Origin of the sequence: Sphingomonas sp. MA1305 (assembly GCF_016107325.1) — a bacterium.
Taxonomy (GTDB): domain Bacteria; phylum Pseudomonadota; class Alphaproteobacteria; order Sphingomonadales; family Sphingomonadaceae; genus Sphingomonas.
On record NZ_RCVT01000003.1, the window covers coordinates 170,100 to 192,151 of the forward strand.

At 64.9% G+C, this 22,052-nt stretch carries 14 protein-coding genes and 2 riboswitches; of the genes, 9 read left to right on the forward strand and 5 right to left on the reverse strand.

The genetic code is table 11. The features are described 5' to 3' along the window. Positions 1-121: 121 nt before the first annotated feature. Positions 122-1,792, forward strand: coding sequence for a FecR family protein (locus D9601_RS13795; RefSeq protein ID WP_198354627.1), 1,671 nt, complete (start codon positions 122-124; stop codon positions 1,790-1,792). Between the two features lie 578 nt (positions 1,793-2,370). On the opposite strand, the gene D9601_RS13800 is transcribed toward D9601_RS13795, so the two are convergent. Next, positions 2,371-4,671, reverse strand: a complete 2,301-nt coding sequence (locus D9601_RS13800; protein WP_198354628.1) for a putative bifunctional diguanylate cyclase/phosphodiesterase — start codon at positions 4,669-4,671, stop codon at positions 2,371-2,373. Between the two features lie 113 nt (positions 4,672-4,784). Beyond that, a complete protein-coding gene (locus D9601_RS13805) occupies positions 4,785-5,144 on the reverse strand; it encodes a hypothetical protein (protein WP_198354629.1) in 360 nt (119 codons plus the stop codon). Positions 5,145-5,264: 120 nt separating this feature from the next. Here D9601_RS13805 and D9601_RS13810 point away from each other — a divergent pair, with 120 nt between their 5' ends. Both D9601_RS13810 and D9601_RS13815 read left to right on the forward strand, forming a co-directional pair. After that, a complete protein-coding gene (locus D9601_RS13810; RefSeq protein ID WP_198354630.1) occupies positions 5,265-5,600 on the forward strand; it encodes a hypothetical protein in 336 nt (111 codons plus the stop codon). Positions 5,601-5,787: 187 nt separating this feature from the next. Further along, on the forward strand, positions 5,788-6,921 hold the full coding sequence (locus D9601_RS13815; RefSeq protein WP_198354631.1) for a Gfo/Idh/MocA family protein: 1,134 nt from the start codon (positions 5,788-5,790) through the stop codon (positions 6,919-6,921). Positions 6,922-7,574: 653 nt separating this feature from the next. Here the strand turns inward: D9601_RS13815 and D9601_RS13820 are convergent. Beyond that, the gene (locus tag D9601_RS13820) at positions 7,575-7,955 is read right to left on the reverse strand and encodes a hypothetical protein (RefSeq protein WP_232474209.1); all 381 of its coding nucleotides are present in this window, start codon (positions 7,953-7,955) and stop codon (positions 7,575-7,577) included. 286 nt (positions 7,956-8,241) lie between these two features. Here D9601_RS13820 and D9601_RS13825 point away from each other — a divergent pair, with 286 nt between their 5' ends. Both D9601_RS13825 and D9601_RS13830 read left to right on the forward strand, forming a co-directional pair. Then, positions 8,242-10,140, forward strand: coding sequence for an AI-2E family transporter (locus D9601_RS13825; RefSeq protein WP_198354632.1), 1,899 nt, complete (start codon positions 8,242-8,244; stop codon positions 10,138-10,140). Continuing rightward, the gene (locus D9601_RS13830; protein WP_198354633.1) at positions 10,137-11,291 is read left to right on the forward strand and encodes a YihY/virulence factor BrkB family protein; all 1,155 of its coding nucleotides are present in this window, start codon (positions 10,137-10,139) and stop codon (positions 11,289-11,291) included. The genes D9601_RS13825 and D9601_RS13830 overlap by 4 nt, the downstream gene beginning before the upstream one ends. Positions 11,292-11,590: 299 nt before the next feature. Here D9601_RS13830 and D9601_RS13835 read toward each other — a convergent pair whose 3' ends face one another. Both D9601_RS13835 and D9601_RS13840 read right to left on the reverse strand, forming a co-directional pair. After that, a complete protein-coding gene (locus tag D9601_RS13835; protein ID WP_232474210.1) occupies positions 11,591-12,586 on the reverse strand; it encodes an alpha/beta fold hydrolase in 996 nt (331 codons plus the stop codon). A gap of 471 nt (positions 12,587-13,057) precedes the next feature. After that, the gene (locus D9601_RS13840) at positions 13,058-13,819 is read right to left on the reverse strand and encodes an acyl-CoA thioesterase (protein ID WP_198354634.1); all 762 of its coding nucleotides are present in this window, start codon (positions 13,817-13,819) and stop codon (positions 13,058-13,060) included. Positions 13,820-13,923: 104 nt separating this feature from the next. Further along, a riboswitch (cobalamin riboswitch) is annotated at positions 13,924-14,122 on the reverse strand. A 114-nt stretch (positions 14,123-14,236) separates the two neighbouring features. Further along, a riboswitch (cobalamin riboswitch) is annotated at positions 14,237-14,461 on the forward strand. Positions 14,462-14,584: 123 nt separating this feature from the next. On the opposite strand from D9601_RS13840, the gene D9601_RS13845 reads away from it, so the two are divergent. The 4 genes from D9601_RS13845 (at position 14,585) to D9601_RS13860 (ending at position 21,952) form a co-directional block, all read left to right on the forward strand. Continuing rightward, positions 14,585-15,568, forward strand: coding sequence for a putative oxygenase MesX (locus D9601_RS13845; protein ID WP_198354635.1), 984 nt, complete (start codon positions 14,585-14,587; stop codon positions 15,566-15,568). A gap of 28 nt (positions 15,569-15,596) precedes the next feature. Beyond that, positions 15,597-16,634 carry a methionine synthase gene (locus D9601_RS13850; protein WP_198354636.1) on the forward strand — a complete coding sequence of 346 codons (1,038 nt, stop codon included), beginning with the start codon at positions 15,597-15,599 and terminating at the stop codon, positions 16,632-16,634. A gap of 552 nt (positions 16,635-17,186) precedes the next feature. Continuing rightward, a complete protein-coding gene (locus D9601_RS13855) occupies positions 17,187-19,361 on the forward strand; it encodes a TonB-dependent receptor (protein WP_198354637.1) in 2,175 nt (724 codons plus the stop codon). 278 nt (positions 19,362-19,639) lie between these two features. Beyond that, positions 19,640-21,952, forward strand: a complete 2,313-nt coding sequence (locus D9601_RS13860) for a S9 family peptidase (protein ID WP_232474212.1) — start codon at positions 19,640-19,642, stop codon at positions 21,950-21,952. Positions 21,953-22,052 lie beyond the last annotated feature (100 nt).

Sequence of the window (22,052 nt, forward strand, 5' to 3'; positions counted from 1 at the left end):
GTTTGCAAATGGTTAGTTAGCCCTTTCATCGCGTTAACTTTGTCTGCGAACCCCGTCCTAAGCGGCTGCCGTGCAAGCGGCCTGGTCCGCGTCGTGTGACGCGCGTCGAAAAGGGGACGAAATGCTGAAGCGCACGCTGGCGATACTGGCCGCTGGATGCTCGACGATGGCTCTTGCGCAGGAGCCGGGATGGACGATCAGCGAATCGAGCGGCGCGGTGCGCATCTCCCATGCCGGCATCACCAAGGTCGCTGTCCGTGGCAATGCCGTGGCGCCGGGTGACGTCGTCACCACCGGCACCGGCGCCCGCGCCGTGTTGGTCCGCGGCACGGAATTCATGATGGTCGCCCCTGCGTCGCAGCTGCGCCTGCCAGTCGAAGCCAATGCTGGCGGGCTTACCCAGGTCTTCCAGGAATTCGGCAACGTCGTCTTCATGATCAAGAAGAAGATGGCGCCGCATTTCGAGGTCAAGACGCCGTATCTGGCCGCGGTCGTCAAAGGCACGACGTTCAGCGTCGGCGTGACCCCGCAAGGATCGTCCGTGCAGGTGCTGGAAGGCGCGGTGGACGTCGCCACCGGGGACGGCGGCGCCCATGAGCTTGTGCGGCCAGGATCCGTTGCCTTCATCGGCTCGAGCAACGTCTTCCAGTTGCAGATCCAGTCGGGAAGCGTGCGTCGCACCATTCAGTCTCCGGCTCAGCCGGCGTCCGGCAGCACCGCCGGTCCGGCGATCTCCGCGCCGGCAGGCACCGATGCTCCTGCCGAGGGGGCAAACGGCGCTTCCGCATCGCCCGCGGTCGGCGTTGCCCCCGCCGCGGCCGGCGCCATCGTGACGTCGGTGTACGAAGCCCCGGTTTCGCTCAGCAAGACGACCAACGGATTGGTATCGGGCAACATCGGTGGCGCGGCTGATATCGCGGCCGTGGCGACGGCGACGAAGATCGCCACCGAGGCGGCCACCAGCACCACCAAGACGGTCGAACTGGCGGAGGCCACTGCCGCCGCGACTGCCCGGCAGCATGAGGCTGCCGAGGCCGCGGCACGGCAGGCCGAGAGCGCGGCTGCAGCCGCCGAAGCGAAACGGATCGCCGAGCAGTCGAGCATGGATGCAGCGGCGGCGGCTCAGCAAGCCGCCAGCGTGGCGGCACAGGCCGCCGCCGACAAGGCGCAGAGCGATGTCGCCAAAGCCGCCGCCGCCGCTCAGGCCAATGCTGCTGCGCAAGCGGCAGCAGACGCCGCTGCGGCAGCCGCGAAGGCGGAAGCCGATGCTGCGGCAAAGACGGCCATGCTCGCGCAGGCACAGGCGGATGCGGCACGAGCCGCGAAGATGGCGGACGATGCGGCCAAGGCGGCCGCCCAGGCCAATGCGGATGACGCGGCGCGGGCAGCCGCTGCGCAAGCGGCGCAAGCCGCGAGCGATGCGGCGGCAGCGGCGGAGAAGGCCAACGCCCAGGCCGCGCAGGCGGCCGCTGACAAGGCCGCCAAGGAAGCAGCGAAAGCTGCCTCCGATCAAGCGGCGCAGAAGGCCGCCGCCGATGCCGCGAAAGCGGCAGAGGATGCGGACCAGATGGCCAAGGATAAAGCGGCCAAGGACGCAGAAAAGGCCGCGAAGGACGCGGCGCAGGCAGCCGCGAAAGCAGCGGCCGATGCCGCGAAGCAGCAAGCCGATATCGCGACGGCCGCACAGAAGGCCGCCGAGGATGCAGCAAAGGCGGCCGCGGATGCCGCGGCAAAAGCGGCCAAGGATGCCGGTACTGCCGCTGATGGTATCCTGAAGAAGATCAAGGTTTAGGGTGCATCTGCTACTCTGGAGGAAATGAATCCGGAGGCGCGCCGTGCATCAACTTCGATCGCGACGCGACGGGACCTTCTTGCCGGCCGAAGTCACGCTGACGGAAGCGATCGAGCGGGCCCATCGCCTGAACCTTTCTGCGTCGGGCACGTGCGTGCATATGCGCGCCGCGCCGCGCCGCGCCGCGCGTCGGGGAGGTGGCGCAGGTGCGATTGTTCGGTCAGGCGCCACGGCGCTCGCGTCATGTGACGTCATTTGGGGTCGGCGCTTTCGTGCGACGCAGCCCTGACCGCCGAGCAGATCTCGGAAGCCCTCGAGCTGCCCGACACCTGACCCGACGGTGTCGCGCGCCGGAATCCACTTCCCTCATCAGCGATACGCCAGCCGACCCCCTCGTTATGAGCCTCCCCGCACTCCCACGAGGCTATTGAGACAGGCTTGCTTTCCGGAAGGAGACCGGCGGCTTCCCCGCCATGCGATCGTGTCCATTGCACCCCGGCTGGCGGGGCAGGCCGGCACATGGCAGCCCCGGATCGCGCGGGACGGGCTGCGAAGGACAGCCGACGGCTCGACGGGGTCTAAGCGGCGAGCCTGTTCCGCAGCAGCGCTCCGAGTGCATCGACCGGTAGCGGGCGACTGATCAGATAGCCTTGCGCCATGTCGCATCCCGCCGTGCGCAGGAATGCGAGACAGTCCTGGTCTTCGATCCCTTCCGCAACGACCTTGAGGCCCAGATCGTGGGCGAGCGCGATGGTTGATCGCACCATCAGGGCATCGGCGTGGTTGTGGGCAGCGTGCTGTACGAAGCTGCGGTCGATCTTGAGTTCGGTCAGTGGCAGCTGGCGCAGGTAGCTGAGCGTCGATTGGCCGGTGCCGTAATCGTCCATCGATATGCCGACGCCTTGGGCGCGGAAGCGGCGTAGCGTTGCCGCGGCGCGTTCGGGGTCGGCCAGTGTTGCGGATTCGGTCACTTCGAAAATCAGATGTTCGGGCGATACGATATTGCCGGCAAGCAGCGTATCGACAGCCTGCGCGAATGCCGGCAGGGCGATCAGCGTCGCCGACAGATTGACGGCGCCGCTCAGCATCAGACCGTGTTCGCGCCATTGCCCGAGGTCGCGCATCGTGCGTTCGATCACGTACAGGGTGAGCGGCCCGATGCGGTCCGACTGTTCGGCAAAGGGAATGAAGGCATCGGGCCCGATCAGGCCGCGTACGGGATGCCGCCATCGCACGAGCGCTTCGACGCTGGTGATGCGATCGGTGCCGATATCGAGCTTGGGTTGGTAATGCACCTCGATCTCGCCGCGGGCGATGGCTTGATCCAATTCGCCCATCAGCACCAGGCGGCGCTCCATCGCTTCGACGTCCACCGTGCTGTCGCGACGGAATACGCCTTCGGCTGCGGCCTCGTTGGCGGCGCGGGTCGCGTCGATCAGGCGGTCGTGTAGGCTCTGTCCCTGATCGGCGATGCCGACATGGACGGCGGCGTCGACGCGACGGCCCAGGATCTCGACCGGCTGCGTCAGCAGCGCACGCAGTCCTTCCTGGAAGTCGACCCGCTCCTCCGCCGACATGTCGAGGCGCATCGCCAGCAGCCGGTCGCCAATCCGATAGACGGCCGCATCGGCGGCCGCGATCCGCAACCGCTCGGCGAGGCGCAGGATCAGGTCGTGCCCGGCGCGCTCGCCGAGCAGAGTCACCACCGTATCGAAATTGCCGACCTGTGCGACGAGGACCGGCGCGGGTGCCGCGGACCCGAAGTCGCGGAGGAACGCACGCTGGTTGCCGATGCCGGTATCCTCGTCGATGCAGCGCTGTTGCTCCGCACGGTCGGCCAGGCGCAGCAGCAGCCACATGCCATGGATGACGATCAGCACCGCCATCGGCGCGGTCACCGGATAGACGATGCCGAGGGTCGATTGCGCAACGATCGCGAGACCGGCGAGACCGATCGGTGCGGCAGCAGCAAGTAGCCATGCCGAGACTAGACGCCGCGGCACGACGGCCAGCGCCCCGAGCAGCAATGCCAGCGCGATTGGGATCGCCGCGCTGCCGAACGTCGGTATGCCGCGCAGCAGGGTTTCCGCGGCGAGGGCCTGAACGATGACACCCGGTATTACGCCCCAATGAGGCGTCGCGTAGCGATCCCCCATTTCGATCGCGGTCGCGCCGATCAATATGTCCCGCCCCCGCACCGCATCTGGCGCGAAGCGTCCATCGCGCACGTCGATAAAGCTCAGGCGCGGCAGGCGCTCCGGGTTCACTCCGAAATCGATGGGGAAGAAGGTGTCGGCGCTGCCCGATCGTTTGGCGATATAGGCCGACAGCGACGGGCGCGGCGTGCCGACGGTGATCGTGCCGAAGGGCGCGCGCCGCACCACACCATCGCTGTCGGGCTGCATGCTGACCGATGCGAGGGCGGCATGCGGGCGGAACATAGCCAGCGGCAATGCGTCGATCGAACGGCGGTCGCCGGATCGGGCCTGCTGGGCAAAGGTCGGCAGCGCGACCATCCCGTCCGCCCGCGCGAGGGCGGCGGCGAGGCTGCGGTCGCCGGCAGGCGTGTTGGCCGACGACAGGTCGACATCGAAGGTGATCGATGCGGCGCCGGCGCGGCGCAAGCGATCGGTCACCATGGCATAGTGATCGCGTGGCCACGGCCATTGCCGGATCGCCGCGACGCTGGCTGCGTCCATTTCAACGACGACGATCTTGCCGCTTGGGGTGCGCGGGGCGGCGATCGCCCGCAGGGGATCGAACAGGCGATCGGCATGCCGATCGAGGCCGCTAGCGATCAGTGATACGCCCACGAACAATCCGATCACGAGCACGATCAGGATCTTGATGCGGCGGGACGTGGCGGAGAGGATCGGCATTCGGGCTCCTGACAAGTGGTCCCGACCTAGCGCCTCGCTCCTTACGTCTGGTTACCGGCCAATCACATGGCTCCGAAGCCCTCGGCGCCGCTCGCCGACACGGACGCGCGCGCTTACTGATGGCGAAAGGTGTTTCCGAAGCCGTCGTTGGCCTTCGTCATCTTGGCGAGCTTCCGCACATAGGACCGAACGTGCCGTTCGAACCGGGCATCGTCGTTCATCCCCGTCGCAGGATAATCCTCCTGTGCGATGAGCGCCTTCAGGCGGGTGGCAAACGTCATCTGGTCATTCGTGCAGTCGGCGTTCTTCAGCAGGCGGCAGACCCATTCTTCGGCCGCAGCCTTGTCGAAATCATCCCGGCCTTCATAGCCGCGCCGGTCCGGCGCCGCCTGATCCAGTCGAGAGGCCGTGAAACGCCGCTCCAGCCATAAGCGGACCAGCGACGCGTCCCAAGGTTTGAGCGAATCCGTCATTGCTTTTCCCTTGAGACCCTTCCGGGATACTGCCGGCGGCTTGCCGCGTGCAAACGCGCTATATGCGGCAGCAGACCGCTTCGCTACAGGCGGCGGCAATCAACGCAGTCAGATCGAGCCATGGCCAGGCGTTCGAAACACGATCCCTACGATCACCTTCCGCAGGACGAGGACGCGCCGGCGGCCCCAGTCCCGTGCTGGCTCTGCCGACGGCCGACCGGAAAGATCATCGTCTGGCATCATCCCGTGCCCAAAAGCCGCGGCGGGCGCGACGTCGTGCCGATGCATGGCATCTGCCAGCAGACCCTGACCGCAAATTTCACCAATTCCGAATTGCAGCGGCATGGCATGAACGTCACCGGCCTGCTGGACAATCCGAACGTGCGGAAGTTCGTCGATTGGGTCGCCAAGAAGGATCCGGATTTCACCGCGACGATCACCAAGAAGCAACGGTGACGGTGCGGCCTTCGGCCGGGCGGGGCGGCGTCGCTGTCTAGGGCGGTGGCGCGGTATCACCGTCGCGTCCCGACCTGGCCGGCGATGCTCTGATCGATTTGGACGGATGATCAATCGCGAGTTCCCGGCGGGGAACCATCTGCCCATCCGAAGCGGTTGCGCCATGGATCACGATCAGGAGCTTCGGATGAGTATCGCTTCGGCACTGGGCCTCGGCGGCCGCAAGGTTCGCTATGCCGTCGTCGGCCTCGGCGACATCGCGCAGGAGGCGTTGATGCCCGGCGTGTCGCATACCGGCAATTCGACCATCACCGCACTGGTGTCGGGCGATCCGGAGAAGCTGACCAAGCTTGGCAAGCGCTACGGCGTCAAGCGCCTCTACGGCTACGAACAATTTCCGGCCCTGCTGGCATCGGGCGAGATCGACGCGATCTACCTCGCTACGCCCAATTGGCGGCATGCCGAATTCGCCGTGCCCGCCCTGGAGGCGGGTATTCACGTGCTCTCCGAAAAACCGCTCGACGTGTCGTCCGCCAAGGCACGCGAAATCATCGCCGCGGCGGCCAAGGGCAAGGCGCAGTTGATGACCGCTTACCGCCTGCACTTCGAGCCGGCGACACTCGACGCGATCCGGCGGATACGCGCCGGCGAACTCGGCGAATTGATCGCCTTTACCGCCTGCTTCACGCAGATGGTCGATCCCGCCAACCACCGTGCGTCGAACGGGATCGAGGCAGGACCGCTGTTCGACATGGCGCCTTATCCGATCAACGCCATTCGATATCTGTTCGGAGCGGAGCCGCTCGAGGTCGTTTCCGCGGTGGCGACCCGGCATCCCGAGTCCGGTTTCGGCGATCTCGACGATACGTTCGCCGTCACGCTGCGCATGCCGGGTAGTCGCCTCGCACAATTCACCGTCAGCTATTACGCCAATCAGGTCGACCAATTGACGATCGCCGGGACGGAAGGGTCTATCCAGATGGACCCCGCCTTCGGCTTCGGTCAGGGGCTGGCCCATCGTCGGCGCATCGGCGAAGAGCTCACCGAGCAGACATTCAAGGCTACCGACCAGTTCGGCGGTGAGCTCAAATATTTCTCGGACTGCATTCTCGAGGAGCGCAGCCCTGAACCCGACGGGGAAGAAGGTCTCGCCGACCTGCTGGTCATCGAGGCGATTGTCGAGGCACTGCAGACCGGCCGGGCGGTCAAGGTCGCGCACATCGGTCGCACGCGGCGGATCGATCCGGACAGTCAGGAGCAGACGCTGCGCATGGTGTCCGCGCCTGATCCCGTTCACGCGGCCCCTCCCACCGGCAAGTGATTTCGTCTGGTGGGGAGCAGTCTAGGCCAGATCGTCAGGGCTGGTCTGGCAAGGCTGCGTACCATTCCGCATAGATGGTGTTACGCGCCAGGCGCCGATTGAGGTCGGGTGCGCCATCCGTCCACCAAACCGGGCCGCGTTCTCCGAGGGCAACCTTGGCGTCGTTGACGCTTTGGCGCGCTTGGCGAAGGGACATATCGTCCCGGATCCGAACGGCGTCCCGCACGGCTCGCCTAGCCTTCATCAAATCTGCGACGAGCGTTTGCCGAGCCTCCGCGGCGAGCGCGGGGTTGGCTTTCCGCCACAGGCGCCCGCGAACGACGATGTATCGGCCATCAGGGGTGACTGGCGGCTCGGTGCCTCGCATTACCACCGTATCGCGTCGGGGATGATCGAGCCGACAGCCGTCGGACCGTCTGCCCGAAGCACGGGCCGCCCGGATGTGGGTGCCAAATTGGCGGTGACGCATGCCGATCTGATCATGAGGCGGTGCTGGCGGTCAGATTGCGCCGCCGAATCCGCGGCCGTGACAGGATGCGCTTGATGATCCGCCATGACCGGCGGCGGCAATAAGATAGCACGTAGGCCTTTCGATCGGAGTGACGGTTTCGGCGATGCAACGGCGGGAGCGGCATTGCGCCGCTCCCGAACGCTTATGCCTTTTTGCGCGCCCGTTTCGGGGCGGCAGCGGCCGCGACATCTTCTTCCTCGTCAGGCTGATCCTCGCCAGCCTCGGTGAGCGCCTCGCCGAGAGCCTTCAGCTTATCCTGGTTCTTGTCCGCCTTGTCAGCGATTTTGGTCGTGGCGGTCCCCAGGCGGTGAAGCGGGGCGTGAACCCGATCAGCATCCGGCTCGCCTTTTTCGAGCTGTTTGCGCAAGGATGCGAGATCGCGGAGGATACCCTTCGCCCCGGAAATCTCGACGTCGGCCAGCGCAGCTTCCCAATCTTCCACCATGTCGGCGCCCTTTGTGGGCTTGGTCGCGTCCAGGCCGCGATTGATCGCATTCATCGTTCCAGCAAACTTCACAGCCATCGGGATCATCCTCGTGTCAGCCGGCGAATGCCGGCACCGCTCAACGAAGAGTGCACGCCGGGTTTCCCGCGGGACTGCCCTTTTCTCACCACGGCCATATCGCTGCTCCTCGCCATTGTCGTACGAGCCGACGGCGCCGCTATCCGATCAGTCCGACCCGCGGGGTTGGAGAGCAGGTCCACGGCCGCCCGAGCAATCGCCTGTTAGAAGCCCCTTGTACGTCCGTCGGCACGCGGGTGGACCGAACCAAGCCAGCGGGAGTTTGCCTATTCCGAAGGGAACGTAAATGGATAAGGGGATGGCGCAGGCGGCTCGGGCAAACGGCGTCATTGCCGCAAAGGTGCCCAGCCGGGACGGTTTGCTGGGTCTGGCCGTGGCTGTCGTCGTGATCGCAGGGCTGTTCCTGGCAAAGGACGTCCTGGTTCCGATCACATTGGCGATCCTGTTGTCGTTCGTGCTGTCGCCGATCGTGCTGTTGCTGCGGCGCCTGCGGATGCCGAAGGGACTGGCGATCTTCGTCGCGGTGCTGGGCACACTCGGCATATTGGGAGGGGTGGGCACCTTGGTCGGCACCCAGGCGGCGTCTCTTGCCGACAAGGCACCGAGCTATGTCGCCACGATCCAGACCAAGATCGATGGCGCAAGTGGCTATCTGACCAAGCGCCTGCCGTTTCTCCGTCCAACCACCCCAATGTCGGCGCCGGCGCCTGATCCGGGTGTCCAGCGTGGTACGCGAACTCATCCGATGATCGTCCGGGTGGTCGAGAAGCAGACTCCGGTATTGGAAGAGGTCGGCACCTATCTTAGTCCGGTGGTGGCGCCGTTCGAGACGTTCGTGATCGTGCTCGTGGTGGCCGTTTTCATTCTGATGCAGAAAGAGGATCTGCGCGACCGCCTGATCCGTCTATTCGGGTCGTCGGATCTGCATCGCACGACGGCGGCGATGGACGACGCCGGAGCGCGTCTCAGCCGGTATTTCCTGTCTCAGCTCGCCGTGAACGGCAGCTTTGGGCTGACCGTGGGTATCGGCCTCTGGCTGATCGGGCTGCCGGTCCCGGCGCTGTGGGGCATTCTCGCCGGAGTGCTGCGCTTCGTCCCGTATATTGGCGCCTTACTGGGAGCGGCGCTGCCTCTGGTCGTGGCGGCGGGCGGAGACCCCGGCTGGTCCACCGTGCTGATGGTGGCGGCCCTGTTCCTGATCCTGGAGCCGCTGATCGGCTATGTCGTCGAGCCCCTCCTCTACGGCCACTCCACGGGCCTTTCACCTTTGTCGGTCGTGCTCGCGGCCGTCTTCTGGACGTGGATATGGGGTCCGGTCGGGCTTGTGCTGTCGATGCCGCTCACGCTGCTCCTCGTCGTCTTAGGGCGCCACATCCCCAGCCTCGAGTTCCTAGACGTGCTGCTCGGTGATCGTCCGGCACTTACGCCGGTCGAACGTTTCTACCAGCGCATGCTCGCCGAGGATCCCGATGAAGCGCTGGAGCAGGCGGAAAGCCAACTCGCGACTCGGTCCCTGACGGCCTATTATGACGAAGTGGCGCTGGCGGCCTTGAAGATGGCGGCGGCGGACGTCGAGCGGGGTGCCATCACGCACGAGCGCGCCGCCAAGGTGGTCGACTCGATGCTCGTGCTCGTCGATGAATTGCGGGAGCAGGATGATACGGCGAGCCCAGCACAATTGGGTGGCAGCTCGTTGACCCCGCTGCCGGAAGGCGATGCGGGATTTCAGGAAACCGCGCCGTCCACGCTCCCACTGGCTCCGATCACCTGGCAAGCCGACGGAAGCGTGCTGTGCATCGCCGGCCGCGGCGTGCTCGACGATGCGGTCGCCGCCATGCTGGAGCAGCTCCTGGCCAAGCGCGGGTTCGGCGTCAGCCGTGTCTCGCATGAGGCGGGTTCGCGCGTGAATATAGACCGCCTCGACGTGTCGCGGGCGCGACTGGTGTGCATCTCCTATCTGCAGATCAGCGGATCACCATCCAAGCTGCGCTATCTCATCCGTCGTATCCGGTCGCGGGCCGGCAACGTGCCCATCCTCGTCGGCCTGTGGCCGGAAGGAGAGGCGGCGCTGACCAGCCGCGAGATACAACAAACGCTGGGCGCCGACGTCTATGTCGGGAGCCTGGGCGCTGCCGTCGAAGCCAGTCTGGAGCATGCCGTCGGCGACCGGGAGCAGGCGGCATGAGCGTTTCGGATCATCGCGCCGGCGAAGGCGCGCACTCGCCGATGCAGGTGCCCGCAAAGGGGTGGCTGGCGGTGCTCCAGCGCACCTGGAAGGAGATGGACAAGGACAATATCGGCATCATCGCCGCCGGCATCGCCTTCTACGTATTCGCGGCGATCGTTCCGACGCTTGGGGCGGTCGTCCTGAGCTACGGGCTCTTCGCCGATGGCGAGACGGTACGGCACAACGTCGAGGCGGTCTTCGCATCGCTGCCGCGCGATGCCGCCTCGATCATCACCGATCAGCTGCTGACCGTGACCGCGAGTGCAAAGGACAAGCAGGGGGTCGGCCTGATCATCGCGTCGATCCTGGCCTGGTATGGCGCGACGAAAGGGTCGTCGGCAATCATCACGGGCCTGAACGTCGCCTATGACACGGAAGAGACGCGCGGCTTCGTCCGGCTCAATGTCCTGCGCTTCGCCGTCGTCGCGGGTGGCGTGCTGATGATCTTCCTCGGGATGGGCACGACGATGCTGCTGACCTTCTTGGGCGGCCTGGTCCCGAACGCGCCGGGCATCGTGTTGGCCGCGATACGTGTTGCCGGTTATCTGGCATTGGCGTTGCTCGTCGTCACGGCGACGGCGGTGCTCTTCCGTTACGGGCCGGACAATCGCCAGCCCCGTTGGATATGGTTGTCGCCGGGTTCGATCGGCGCGACGGTGCTGTGGCTGGCCGGGACGGCGGCATTCGGCTTCTATGTCGCGCATTTCGGCAATTACGGGGCGACCTACGGTTCGCTGAGCGCGGTGATCGTAACCCTCACCTGGCTATGGCTGACCGCCTACGTCTTTCTGCTGGGCGCCGAGCTCAACGCGGAACTCGAACGGCAGGTGGAAGGAGGGGCGCCTCTACGCCCGACGGAGCAGAGCGGAAATGATGGTCGCCCGCCTGCTCATGTCCATCCGGCCAGCGCCATGGCGGAGCAGTCCGGATGGACCGGGGCAGGCGGCGCAGCTTCGGCTTCAAGGGATGATCGGATGGCGGGACGCTCTGGACCAGGTGTGGCGGGGCGAGCGCGACCGCTGGGCGCGATGCTCGTTGCCTTCGTCGCCTTTGCGGCATGGCGGCGCCGACGTCGCGTGGCGGTGAGCGACCATGGGGGAACCGGGTGATGTCGCTCGGCTGCTCGTCCTGGCGGTTGGCCGACGTCGAGGCGGGCTTCGAGATCTGCTTCGTTTCGTCATGCTGGCAACCATGATGCGATCGGAAGGCAGACTTTGCCGCGGCGCCAAGGCGCTTCTTCCGCAACGGCGGCATTTCCGCCGAGCGGCTTTCAGACGGTAGGTAGACTTTTCAGATCATGCGATCACGCCGTATGATCTGGTGAGCTTTGGCGATCCTCAAAGCGAGGTGCAAGTATATCGCCAATACCGGATGTCGCCGGCACATCCGATGACGATCGCCTGCCGCGTCACGGCGCCAATGTGGAGCGGAGTGCACCCAGAAACACCGCCGGCGCCTCGACCTGCGGCGCGTGCCCGAGATCATCGAGGCGGATCAGGCGAGCGCCGGGAATGCGACCCACCGCCTCCTCGGCCGCTTGCGGCACGGTATGGACATTTGCCCGCCGATCGTCCGGGGCGCTGCTTGCGCGAAAGGCGGTGCGGTCGCGCTCGCCGATGATGAGGGTGGTCGGAACCGCCAGGCGGGGCAGCTCGGCGGCGACGGGTTGGGTCTGGATCATGTCCGACAGACGCGCCTGGGCATCCCGCACGATGTCGCCATCGGGGCTGGCATATTGGCCGGCCAGCATGGTGACCCAACGGTCGTAGGCCGGGCGCCACACCCCATGATAGTAATTGCGTAGCTGATAGGCCTTGATCGAGGCGGCGTCGGTCTTCGCCTCCTCGGCACGCAGCTGACCCAAATCGGTGTAGGGCACGCCCTCGCTGAGCGTGTCGTTGAGGCCGAGCGGGTTGACCAGCACCAAATGCGCGACGCTATCGGGATGAAGCAGTGCGAAACGGGCGGCGAGAATGCCGCCGGTCGAATGGCCGACGAGGACCACCTTGCCGACGCCCGCCCGATCGAGAAGCGTCGCGGTCAGCGTCGCCATGGCGTGGAAGCTGTATTGATAGCCCTTTGGCTTGGACGATTTGCAGAAACCGACCTGGTCCGGTGCGATGACGCGGTACCCGGCGGCCGCCAACCCCCGAGCGGTCTCGTCCCACGTCGCGGCGCAGAAATTCTTGCCGTGCAACAGCACCACGGTGGTGCCGTTCGCCCGACCCGTCGCCGGCCAATCGAGATAGGCCATGCGGACGGGTCGCCCCTGGGAGGTGGCGTTGAACCAGTGGACCAGCGCGGGATAGTTGAACCGTTCGAGATTGACGCCGAGCGGCACGGTCTGCGCCGCGGCGGCGGTTGCGAGCATGATGGGGGAGGCGGCGAGAAGACGAAGCAGCATCAACGCCCAACCCCGGACGCCGCGGCGATATCCCTGACGCAAGCATCTACGGGAGCGTTGGGCGTCGCGGTGACGAGGGCTTGGCTGGATTGGGATCGCGGCCATGCGGCGCGTCCCAAGGGCCAGCCTGCTCAGCGGCGGCGACGGTAGACGACGGCCCATCGATCGGTAGCAGGGCGGCGGGCGATGGTCGAATGAAAGGCCCCCTCATCGGGCGGGATAAAGCTGACGGGGGGCGAAGCGATAACCCTGAGTGCGCGTGATGCGGGGCACCTCGCCACGGACGTGACTGGCTGTGCGCTCCCTAAGCCACTCCCCGCCCAGCCAGCGAGCGGGTAGGCGACACCGGCGGGAGGCGGCTAGGCTCACGAAGATGATGGTTTTGATGTCGTCTTCCGCTTCGGACTCCCAGCGTTGAGAAGACGTGTCATTCTCTATCCACGACCGAAATGCGAGCCGCCGTTCGGCACATCACGCCGCGTGCCACCGCTTCGCCTGGCCACGGTCATCGACTGACACCATCGTGAACGTCGCGGTGGCGGCATGCCGCGTTTCGCCGGTCAACAGATGTTCGGCGCGAAGCTCGACACCGATTTGTACCGAGCTTCGCCCGGTCATCTGCACCTTGGCCGCCAGCTCGACCATTTCTCCTTCGCGAATGGGAGAGCGGAAGTCGATACGGTCGGACGCGGCCATGACCATCACCGCCCGGGCATGGCGGGTGGATGCGATAAAGGCCGCCTTGCCCATCATGCGAAGCGCGTCCCCTCCGTACAGCGTGCCATAGTGATTGGTTTGATTGGGAAAGATCATGTCGACCATCCGCAGCGGAGCGGGCGGCTCTGGCGGTACCGGCGACGCGATCGGGGGCAGGGGATGGTCGATCCCGACCGCGACGAGCGTGAACCGACCGCGGGTGCAGACATGTCGTTGTCCCGAGACGGGCGCCTCCGCGACCAGTTCGACCTCGACGTCCAGCGACGTTCGTCCCACCCGGACGACCCGTCCCGTCACCTCGACCATATCGCCGACGCGGGCCGGGGCGGCAAAGTCGATCTTCTCTGACGACGCGGTGACGAACGTCGCGCGACCATGGCGCGACGCGGCCAAAAAGGCGACCTTGTCCATATGAGCCAAGGCGATGCCACCGAACAACGTACCATGGTGATTGGCGTCGCCGGGAAAGACCATGTCGATCAGTTGGATAGGGGGGCTGCGATCGTCCTGTGACATGCTGGTCCTCAATCAAGCGCGAGGGTTTCCAGACGCCAGAGGCGGACGGGGAAGGGCCATTCCCCGCAGCGACGCAGCGGCCAGACCGGACACCCCGCCGGTGGTCGTTATGGCGTCGATCGGCAGGTCTCCTGGCTCACGGGTCATCATGGCAATCCCGGCCTTCCCAGCGCTGAAACGCCAGTGACACGCAAAGGGGATGGCCATTCGCCGCTTACAGTTGCGGGGGCAGCATCGGCATCGCACCGATTTCCCGTCTTAGCCTTCGGCCATTCGGCGAAGGAACCTCGACGCCCCGGCGATCGCAGAAACCGGACTCCGGCGTCAAGCTTTGCTTACCAAGCCCGACCATCAAACCGCGAAACATCAAGATATAAACATATCTTTATATCAGGATTGACATGGCGGCGGAGTTGGTGTGGATAGGCCGTGTCGAGGTTCTCCATCCCAGGCATGGCGATGGAGCTAAGACGGGAAGCCGGTGGTGCCCGTGATGGGCAGAGTCCGGCGCTGCCCCCGCAACTGTAAGCGGCGAGTGGCGGCTCCATGACGTGTCACTGGGCTCTTGCAAGGAGCCTGGGAAGGCCGGAGCCGCTGCATTGACCCGTAAGCCAGGAGACCTGCCGATCGACGCCATAACGTTCCTCGGACGGGGTTCCTCCGGTGGATCGCGCACGACGCCGTGGTCCGTGGCTTGTCGCTGTCCGGGCTCGCGTCCGCCTTGCGCGCTCTCACCTGACCGCTGTCCGCACAAGCAGGTGAGTCATGACGGACAGCGGGTTCACATTCACGATCGGCAGCATCCCCTTCGACGAGGAGTATCGCCCGGCCGATAATACGCGGATCACCACCAATTTCGCCAATCTCGCCCGCGGCGAGCGGCGGCGGGAAAATTTGCGCAACACGCTGGTGATGATCGACCGCCGCTTCAACGCGCTGATGCATTGGGACAATCCGACGGGCGACCGCTATGCGGTGGCGCTGACCATCCTCTCGGTCGCGCTGGCTTCCAGAGAGGGCGCGGGCGATGCGGCCTTTCCGCTGATCGAGATGCTGCACACCGCCGTCACCGACCGGACCAGCGGTGTCCGCAGCGACGGCATGGTCGGCAACAATTTCTCCTCCTACATCCGCGATTACGACTTCAGCGTCGTGCTGCCGGATCATCTCAAGACCGGACAGGGCGGCGAGCCGGAGGGGTTCGGCGAGCTTCACGGCCGCCTCTTCCAGCGCTTCCTGCAATCGGACGTCTATCGCGACCGTTTCCGCAAGGCGCCGGTGATCTGCCTCAGCGTGTCGAGCAAGGAAGTCTATCACCGCACGGCGAATGTCCATCCGATCCTCGGCGTCGAATACCGGCACGACCAATCCTCGCTGACCGACCGCTATTTCGCGAAGATGGGCATGACGGTGCGCTATTTCATGCCGCCGCACAGCGTCGCGCCGCTCGCCTTCTATCATGTCGGCGATCTGGTCAGCGATTACAGCAATCTCGAACTCGCCAGCACGATCAGCACGATGGAGACGTTCCAGAAGATCTATCGCCCCGAGATCTACAACGCCAATTCGGTCGCGGCGGAGCGATACCAGCCGAGCCTGACCTATCAGGACTATTCGCTGACCCGCATCGTCTATGATCGCCAGGAGCGCAGCCGGCTCGCGCTCGAGCAGGGCCGCTTCGCCGAGGAGCATCTGATGCGCCCGCACGGCGCCGCGCTGCGGCGCTGGTCCGCCGACTGCGCCCTCTGATCCCCTTTCTCGCACAAGGTATTTTCCGATGACGACATTGTTGCCGACGACCACCGCGGGCAGCCTGCCCAAGCCCTCCTGGCTCGCCCAGCCCGAGACTTTGTGGTCGCCCTGGAAGCTGGCGGGCGCGGAACTGGTCGCGGGCAAGCGGGACGCGGTGCGGCTGGCGGTCGACGATCAGCGGCAGGCGGGTATCGATATCCTCGGCGATGGCGAACAGACGCGCCAGCATTTCGTCACGACGTTCATCGAGCATCTCGATGGTGTCGATTTCGACCGACGCGAGACGGTGCGCATCCGCGACCGCTACGACGCCAGCGTGCCGACCGTGGTTGGCGCCGTCTCCCGCCCGCAATCGGTGTTCGTCGAGGATGCCCGCTTCCTGCGCGCGCAGACCGATCAGCTGATCAAATGGACCCTGCCGGGGCCGATGACGATGATCGACACGCTCTATGATGCGCACTATCGCAGCCGCGAGAAACTGGCGTGGGAATTCGCCTGCATCCTCAACGCGGAAGCGCGTGAGCTGGAAGAGGCGGGCGTTGACATCATTCAGTTCGACGAGCCCGCCTTCAACGTCTTTTTCGACGAGGCCAACGACTGGGGCATCGCCACGCTGGAGCGCGCGGCGGAAGGGCTCAAGGCGGAAACCGCAGTCCACATCTGCTATGGCTATGGCATCAAGGCCAATACTGATTGGAAGAAGACGCTCGGATCAGAATGGCGGCAATATGAGCGGACCTTCCCGAACCTGCAGCGGTCCTCGATCGACATCATCTCACTGGAATGTCAGAACTCTCGCGTGCCGATGGACCTGATCGAACTGGTCCGCGGCAAGAAGGTGATGGTCGGCGCGATCGACGTCGCGACCGCCACGGTGGAGACGCCGGAACAGGTCGCTGACACGTTGCGCGGCGCGCTGCGCTTCGTCGATGCGAACAAGCTCTACCCCGCCACCAATTGCGGCATGGCCCCCCTGGCGCGCGACGTCGCTCAGGGCAAGCTGAGAGCGCTGGCGGCTGGTGCGCAGATCATCCGCCAGGAAATTCTCAGCGGAAGCAGCTGACCTCCTGCTTCATGCTGCGGCGGGCGTGGGTGATCCACCCACGTGACAACCGACGGGCCCGGGGGACGCTGGATGACGGCAGTGGTGACGTCCAGGCGGCGTCTCAGCGCCTGTTCGGCCGCTAATCGGCTCGCCGAGGCGGCATGAACCGCACGGCGGGCTCGGAGGCAGGATCAAGTAGAGCGGGCAATTGCGAGAGGGGCTGAGATGTGCTTGCGCGATACGCCGAGCGGGGCGCGTTGTTCGATTTGATCGAATTGATGATTGTCGCATGAGCCGAAGGGACGGGATTGCTATCCGATAGCTGTTGGAACGCGAGCCTCAGCAAATGTAGAAGGAGATGGTGCAGCCTGACTATGCCGGGTGATTGTCGGCTATGCTTACAAGCACCTCGATTTGGCTGCATCACGTTTGGAACAGCCGTCGGAGGATCATGACGGATCAATAAAAAATCTGTCATCAATTGGCCTACGGCTTGTCAGCCGGCGAGATCGCGGCGCAAAGCAAGCCGACGCCAGCTTGGCGTTACGTTGTAACATCGCGAGTCATGCCATGCGTCTGTCGATTCTGCTCAGCTGTGTCGCTGCAGCCCCGCTAGCCCTGTCGTCCGGCCAGGCGATCGCGCAGACACGCAGCGCCGCTCCCGATGCGCAGGCCAACGGCGATACTTCGTCCAGCACCGGTGCAACCACGGCTGCCAGCCCACCACAGCGCGGCGATATCGTCATCACTGCACAGCGACTCGATGCCGCGCGCGAGCATATCCAGCCAAGCCTCGGCGCGTCGAACTATGAAATCACCAGCGACACCATCAAGGCGCTTCCCGGCGGAGAGAACCAGCAGTTCAATCAGATCCTGCTGCAGGCGCCGGGCGTGGTGGAGGACGGTTTTGGTCAGTTTCACGTCCGCGACGATCATAACGGTCTGCAATATCGCATCAACGGCACCGTCCTTCCCGAAGGACTGGCGGTGTTCGGTCAGACGCTGTCGCCGCGGCTCGTCGACAAGGTGAACATCCTGACCGGGGCGCTCCCCGCGCAATATGGGCTGCGCACCGCCGGCATCATCGATATCACCACGAAGAGCGGCCTGTTCCAGAACGGCGGCACCGCGTCCATCTATGGGGGCAGCCACGATACGTGGCAGCCCAGCGTCACCTATGGCGGTTCGACCGGCAGCACCAACTACTTCGTATCCGGCGACTATCGCCACAGCGGCCTCGGGATCGAGAGCGTCGATGGACGCTCCAATCCGGTGCATGACGACACCGATCAATATCAGGGCTTCGCCTATCTCGATCACATCCTCGATGCGAACAATCGGGTGTCATTCGTCGGCGGCTATTCGAACCAGTGGTTCCAGATTCCCGATCCGGTCGGCCAGCAGCCCGACGGCACCTGGACCATCAACGGCCAGGCGAATTATCCCAGCGAGAATCTGCGGGAAACCCAGTTGGAGAAGACCGGGTTCGGCCAGCTCGCCTTTCTGCACGATGCCGAGCCGCTGACGGTCCAGGCATCGCTGTTCGCGCGTTACTCATCGCTCCGCTACCGCCCCGATACGCTCGGTGAACTGCTCTACAACGGGCAGGCGCAGCAGGCTTATAAGCAGGACTTCGCGATCGGCGGGCAGGTCGATGCGGTCTACCACATCGGCGCCGCGCACACGTTGCGCAGCGGCCTGCTGGTCAGCCGCGATCGGTCGACCAGCGATACGAGCACCAGCGTCTTTCCGGTCGAGGCGAACGGCGAGCAGGCGGGCCAACCGATCGTCATCAGCGACCGCGGCGGCAAGACCGCGACCAGCGTCAGCGCCTATGTGCAGGACGAGTGGAAGCTCGCCCCGACGCTCACCTTCAATTACGGCGCGCGCTACGATCTCTACAACGGCTATCGTCGCGAGGGTCAGTTGTCGCCGCGGGCCAATCTGGTCTGGCAGCCGAACAGGGCCTATACCGTCCACGCCGGCTATTCCCGCTATTTCGTGCCGCCCCCGTTCGAGCTGGTCGCCGACACCAGCATCGCCAAATTCATTGGCACCAGCGCCTATCCCGCCGTCACCGACGATACCGTGCCGTTCGCTGAGCGGCAGGATTATTTCGACGTCGGCTTCCAGGCCAAGGCAGGCCGCTATTTCACCTATGGTGTCGACGCTTATTACCGCATCTCGCGCAACCTGATCGACGAGGGGCAATTCGGTGCGCCGATCATCCTGACACCGTTCAATTACCGTCAAGGACGTATCGGCGGGATCGAGGCGAATGCGAGTTACGCGCGGAGCGGCTTCCTTGCCTATGCCAATTTCGCGGCGGCCAAGGCCAAGGGGCGCGACATCGTCTCCAGCCAGTTCAGCTTCTCATCCGATGATCTCGCCTATATCGCCAACCGGTACATCTACCTCGATCATGATCAGACATTCACCGGATCGGCCGGCCTGTCCTATACCTTCGGTGCCAACAAGATCGGCGGCAGCATGATCTACGGGTCGGGTCTGCGCCGCGACGACGACGTCAACAACGTGCCGAATGGCGCGAAGCTGGCGCCCTATGCCCAGTTCAATCTGACCGCCAGCCGGCATCTCGCTGGGCCGAACCTCGACGTGCGTGTCGACGTCATCAACCTGCTCGACCATGTCTACGAAATTCGCGACGGCACCGGGGTCGGCGTCGGCGCGCCGCAATTCGGGCCGCGCCGCGGATTCTTCGTCGGCCTGTCGAAAGCGTTCTGAGCGACTTGTCTGGCGTATGAGCCGGCCGGCAGGCGGCAGTATCCCATTGTCCGCCTCGGTCACTTGCCGAAGCGACGTCACGGCTTTTCGGGAAGGGGCAAGCTATTGTGATCGGGGCTACGGTCTGCATAATGACCGCTATCCTGTCCTGCTGTGACGGGGATGCGTGTGGAGCAGCGACGGGATCGACGAGCCCGCGTCCACGCCGTCCGCGGCGCGTCAGATTGCCTTCAGAAAGCTCCTCGATGCGTGCGATCGCCTGCTTACTCTGGGTTTCCATGATCGCCGTTCCGGCGGCGGCGCAACAGCGACCGGCGGTGACGGCCGCGGATTACACTCGCGCCAACCGCCAGCTGATCCCCTGGACCGCGCCTTTGGTCGATCACGCGGTGCGTTCGGCGCATTGGATCGATGCGACGCGCTTCTGGTATCAGGACACCAGCAACGGCGTGCCGACGATCATGCTGGGCGACGCGGCCAAGGGCACCAAGGCACCGGCATTCGACACCGTCCCGTTGCTCGCATCGCTCAACGCGGCCGGGCTGAAGGAGCGCGACGCGACGAAGCTGGCCTTTGAGAATCTGGAGCCGAACGGTACGAAGAATAGCGCGATCGTCAGCATCGCGGGCGATCGCTACGACTGCGCGCTGGCGAAGCCTTATGTGTGCACGAAGCTGCCGCCGCTGCACGCCGGGCAGATCGCCGGTTATCTCGCGCAACGTGGTCAGGTGGCGGCGGTGCTGTCCCCGGACGGCAAGCGGGCGGTCTTCCTGCGCGACTGGAATCTGTGGGTCCGCGACATCGCCAGCGGGGCGGAGCGCCAGCTGACGCGCGATGGCGTCAAGGACTTCGGCTATGCGACGGACAATGCCGGCTGGAAGCATTCGGACCAGCCGATCGTCATCTGGTCGCCGGATTCGAAGAAGGTCGCGACCTTCCAGCAGGATCAGCGCGGGGTCGCCGACTTTTCGATCACGACGACGCAAGTCGGTCACTCCCGCGTCGACACGTGGAAATATCCGTTCGTCGGGGACAAGGAGATCATCCACATCCAGCGCGTCATCGTCGACACGGACGATGGCCGTGTCGTTCGCCTGAAGATATCGCCGGACCTGCATCGCTCGTCATTGTGCGACGACGTGGTTTGCGGCGCCGGTCCGCAGGACATGCAATGGGCGAAGGACAGCCGCACTCTCGCGTTCGTGTCGACGTCACGCGACCACAAGGTGGAGACGATGCGCATCGCCGATGCGGCCACCGGCGCGGTCCGCGACGTCTTCGCCGAAACCGTGCCGACTTGGTTCGACAGCGGGTATAACGACGAAGGCATCAACTGGCGCTACCTGTCGGAGCGCGGCGAGATCCTGTGGTGGTCGCAGCGCGACGACTGGGGCCATTACTATCTGTACAATGCCGGCACCGGCAAGCTGGTCCGGCAGGTGACGCATGGACGCTGGAATGTCGACCATCCGGTCTACATCGACGAGCGCAGCGGCCGGATGCTGATCGCCGGTGTCGGCCGCGAACCCGGCGTCGATCCCTATTATCGCCGTATCTACGCGATCGACCTGAATGGCGCCGCGCCGAAGCTGCTGACGCCTGAGAAGCAGGATCATATCGCGATCCCGTCGAGCGACGGGCGGTTTTTCGTCGACATCTATTCGACGCCGCAGGAGCCGCAGACGGCGGTGCTGCGCCGCGCGGACGGCACGATCGTCCAGCAACTGGCGAAGGGCGACGTGACGCGGTTGCGCGCGGCGGGCTGGCAGCCGCCGGAGAACATTGCCGTCCAATGCGCCGACGGCAAGACGCTGTGCTACGGCCTGCTCTTCAAACCGGCGGGGCTCGATCCGCAGCGGAAATATCCGGTCATCGATTATATCTATCCGGGGCCGTTCACCGGCACAATCTCCTCCCGCCAATTTTCGCCGTCGATGGGTGACGCCAATGCACTGGCGCAGCTCGGCTTCGCCGTGGTGGAGATCGATGCGCTGGGGACGCCACGCCGCACCAAGGCCTTCCAGGATTATTACTACCGCGACATGGGTCAGCAGGCGGTCCCCGACCAGGTCACCGGCATCAAGGACCTCGCCCGGCGGAACCGCTGGATGGATACCGATCGCGTCGGCATCTGGGGGCATTCGGGCGGCGGCAATGCGACCGCGGCGGCGATGTTCCGCTATCCCGACTTCTTCAAGGTCGGCATCGCGGAGAGCGGCAACCACGACAATCGCAATTACGAGGACGATTATTACGAGAAATATCTCGGGCTGTTGCAGCGCAACGGCGAGGGGTCGAACTACGACTTGCAGGCCAATCAGGACTTGGCGAAGAACCTCAAGGGCAAGCTGATGCTCGCCCACGGCCTGCTCGACGACAACGTGCCCGTCTCCAACACCTTGCTCGTGGTCGACGCGCTCGAGAAGGCGAACAAGGACTTTGATCTGGTCCTCTTCCCGCGGGCGCACCACGGCTATGGCGACATGTCCGCCTATATGATGCGGCGTCGGTGGGACTATTTCGTCGAAAATTTGATGGGGGCAACGCCACCCAAGGAATATGCGATCGTTGGGCCCGGCGCGGCCCGGTGACCCCCGGGGACCCGTGGTGGTGAAAAGTGCGAGCGGGTCAAACCGGTCTATAGGAGAAGAACCGCGTTGAGACCGGCGGCTCGGCGTGGCATGAGTCTGT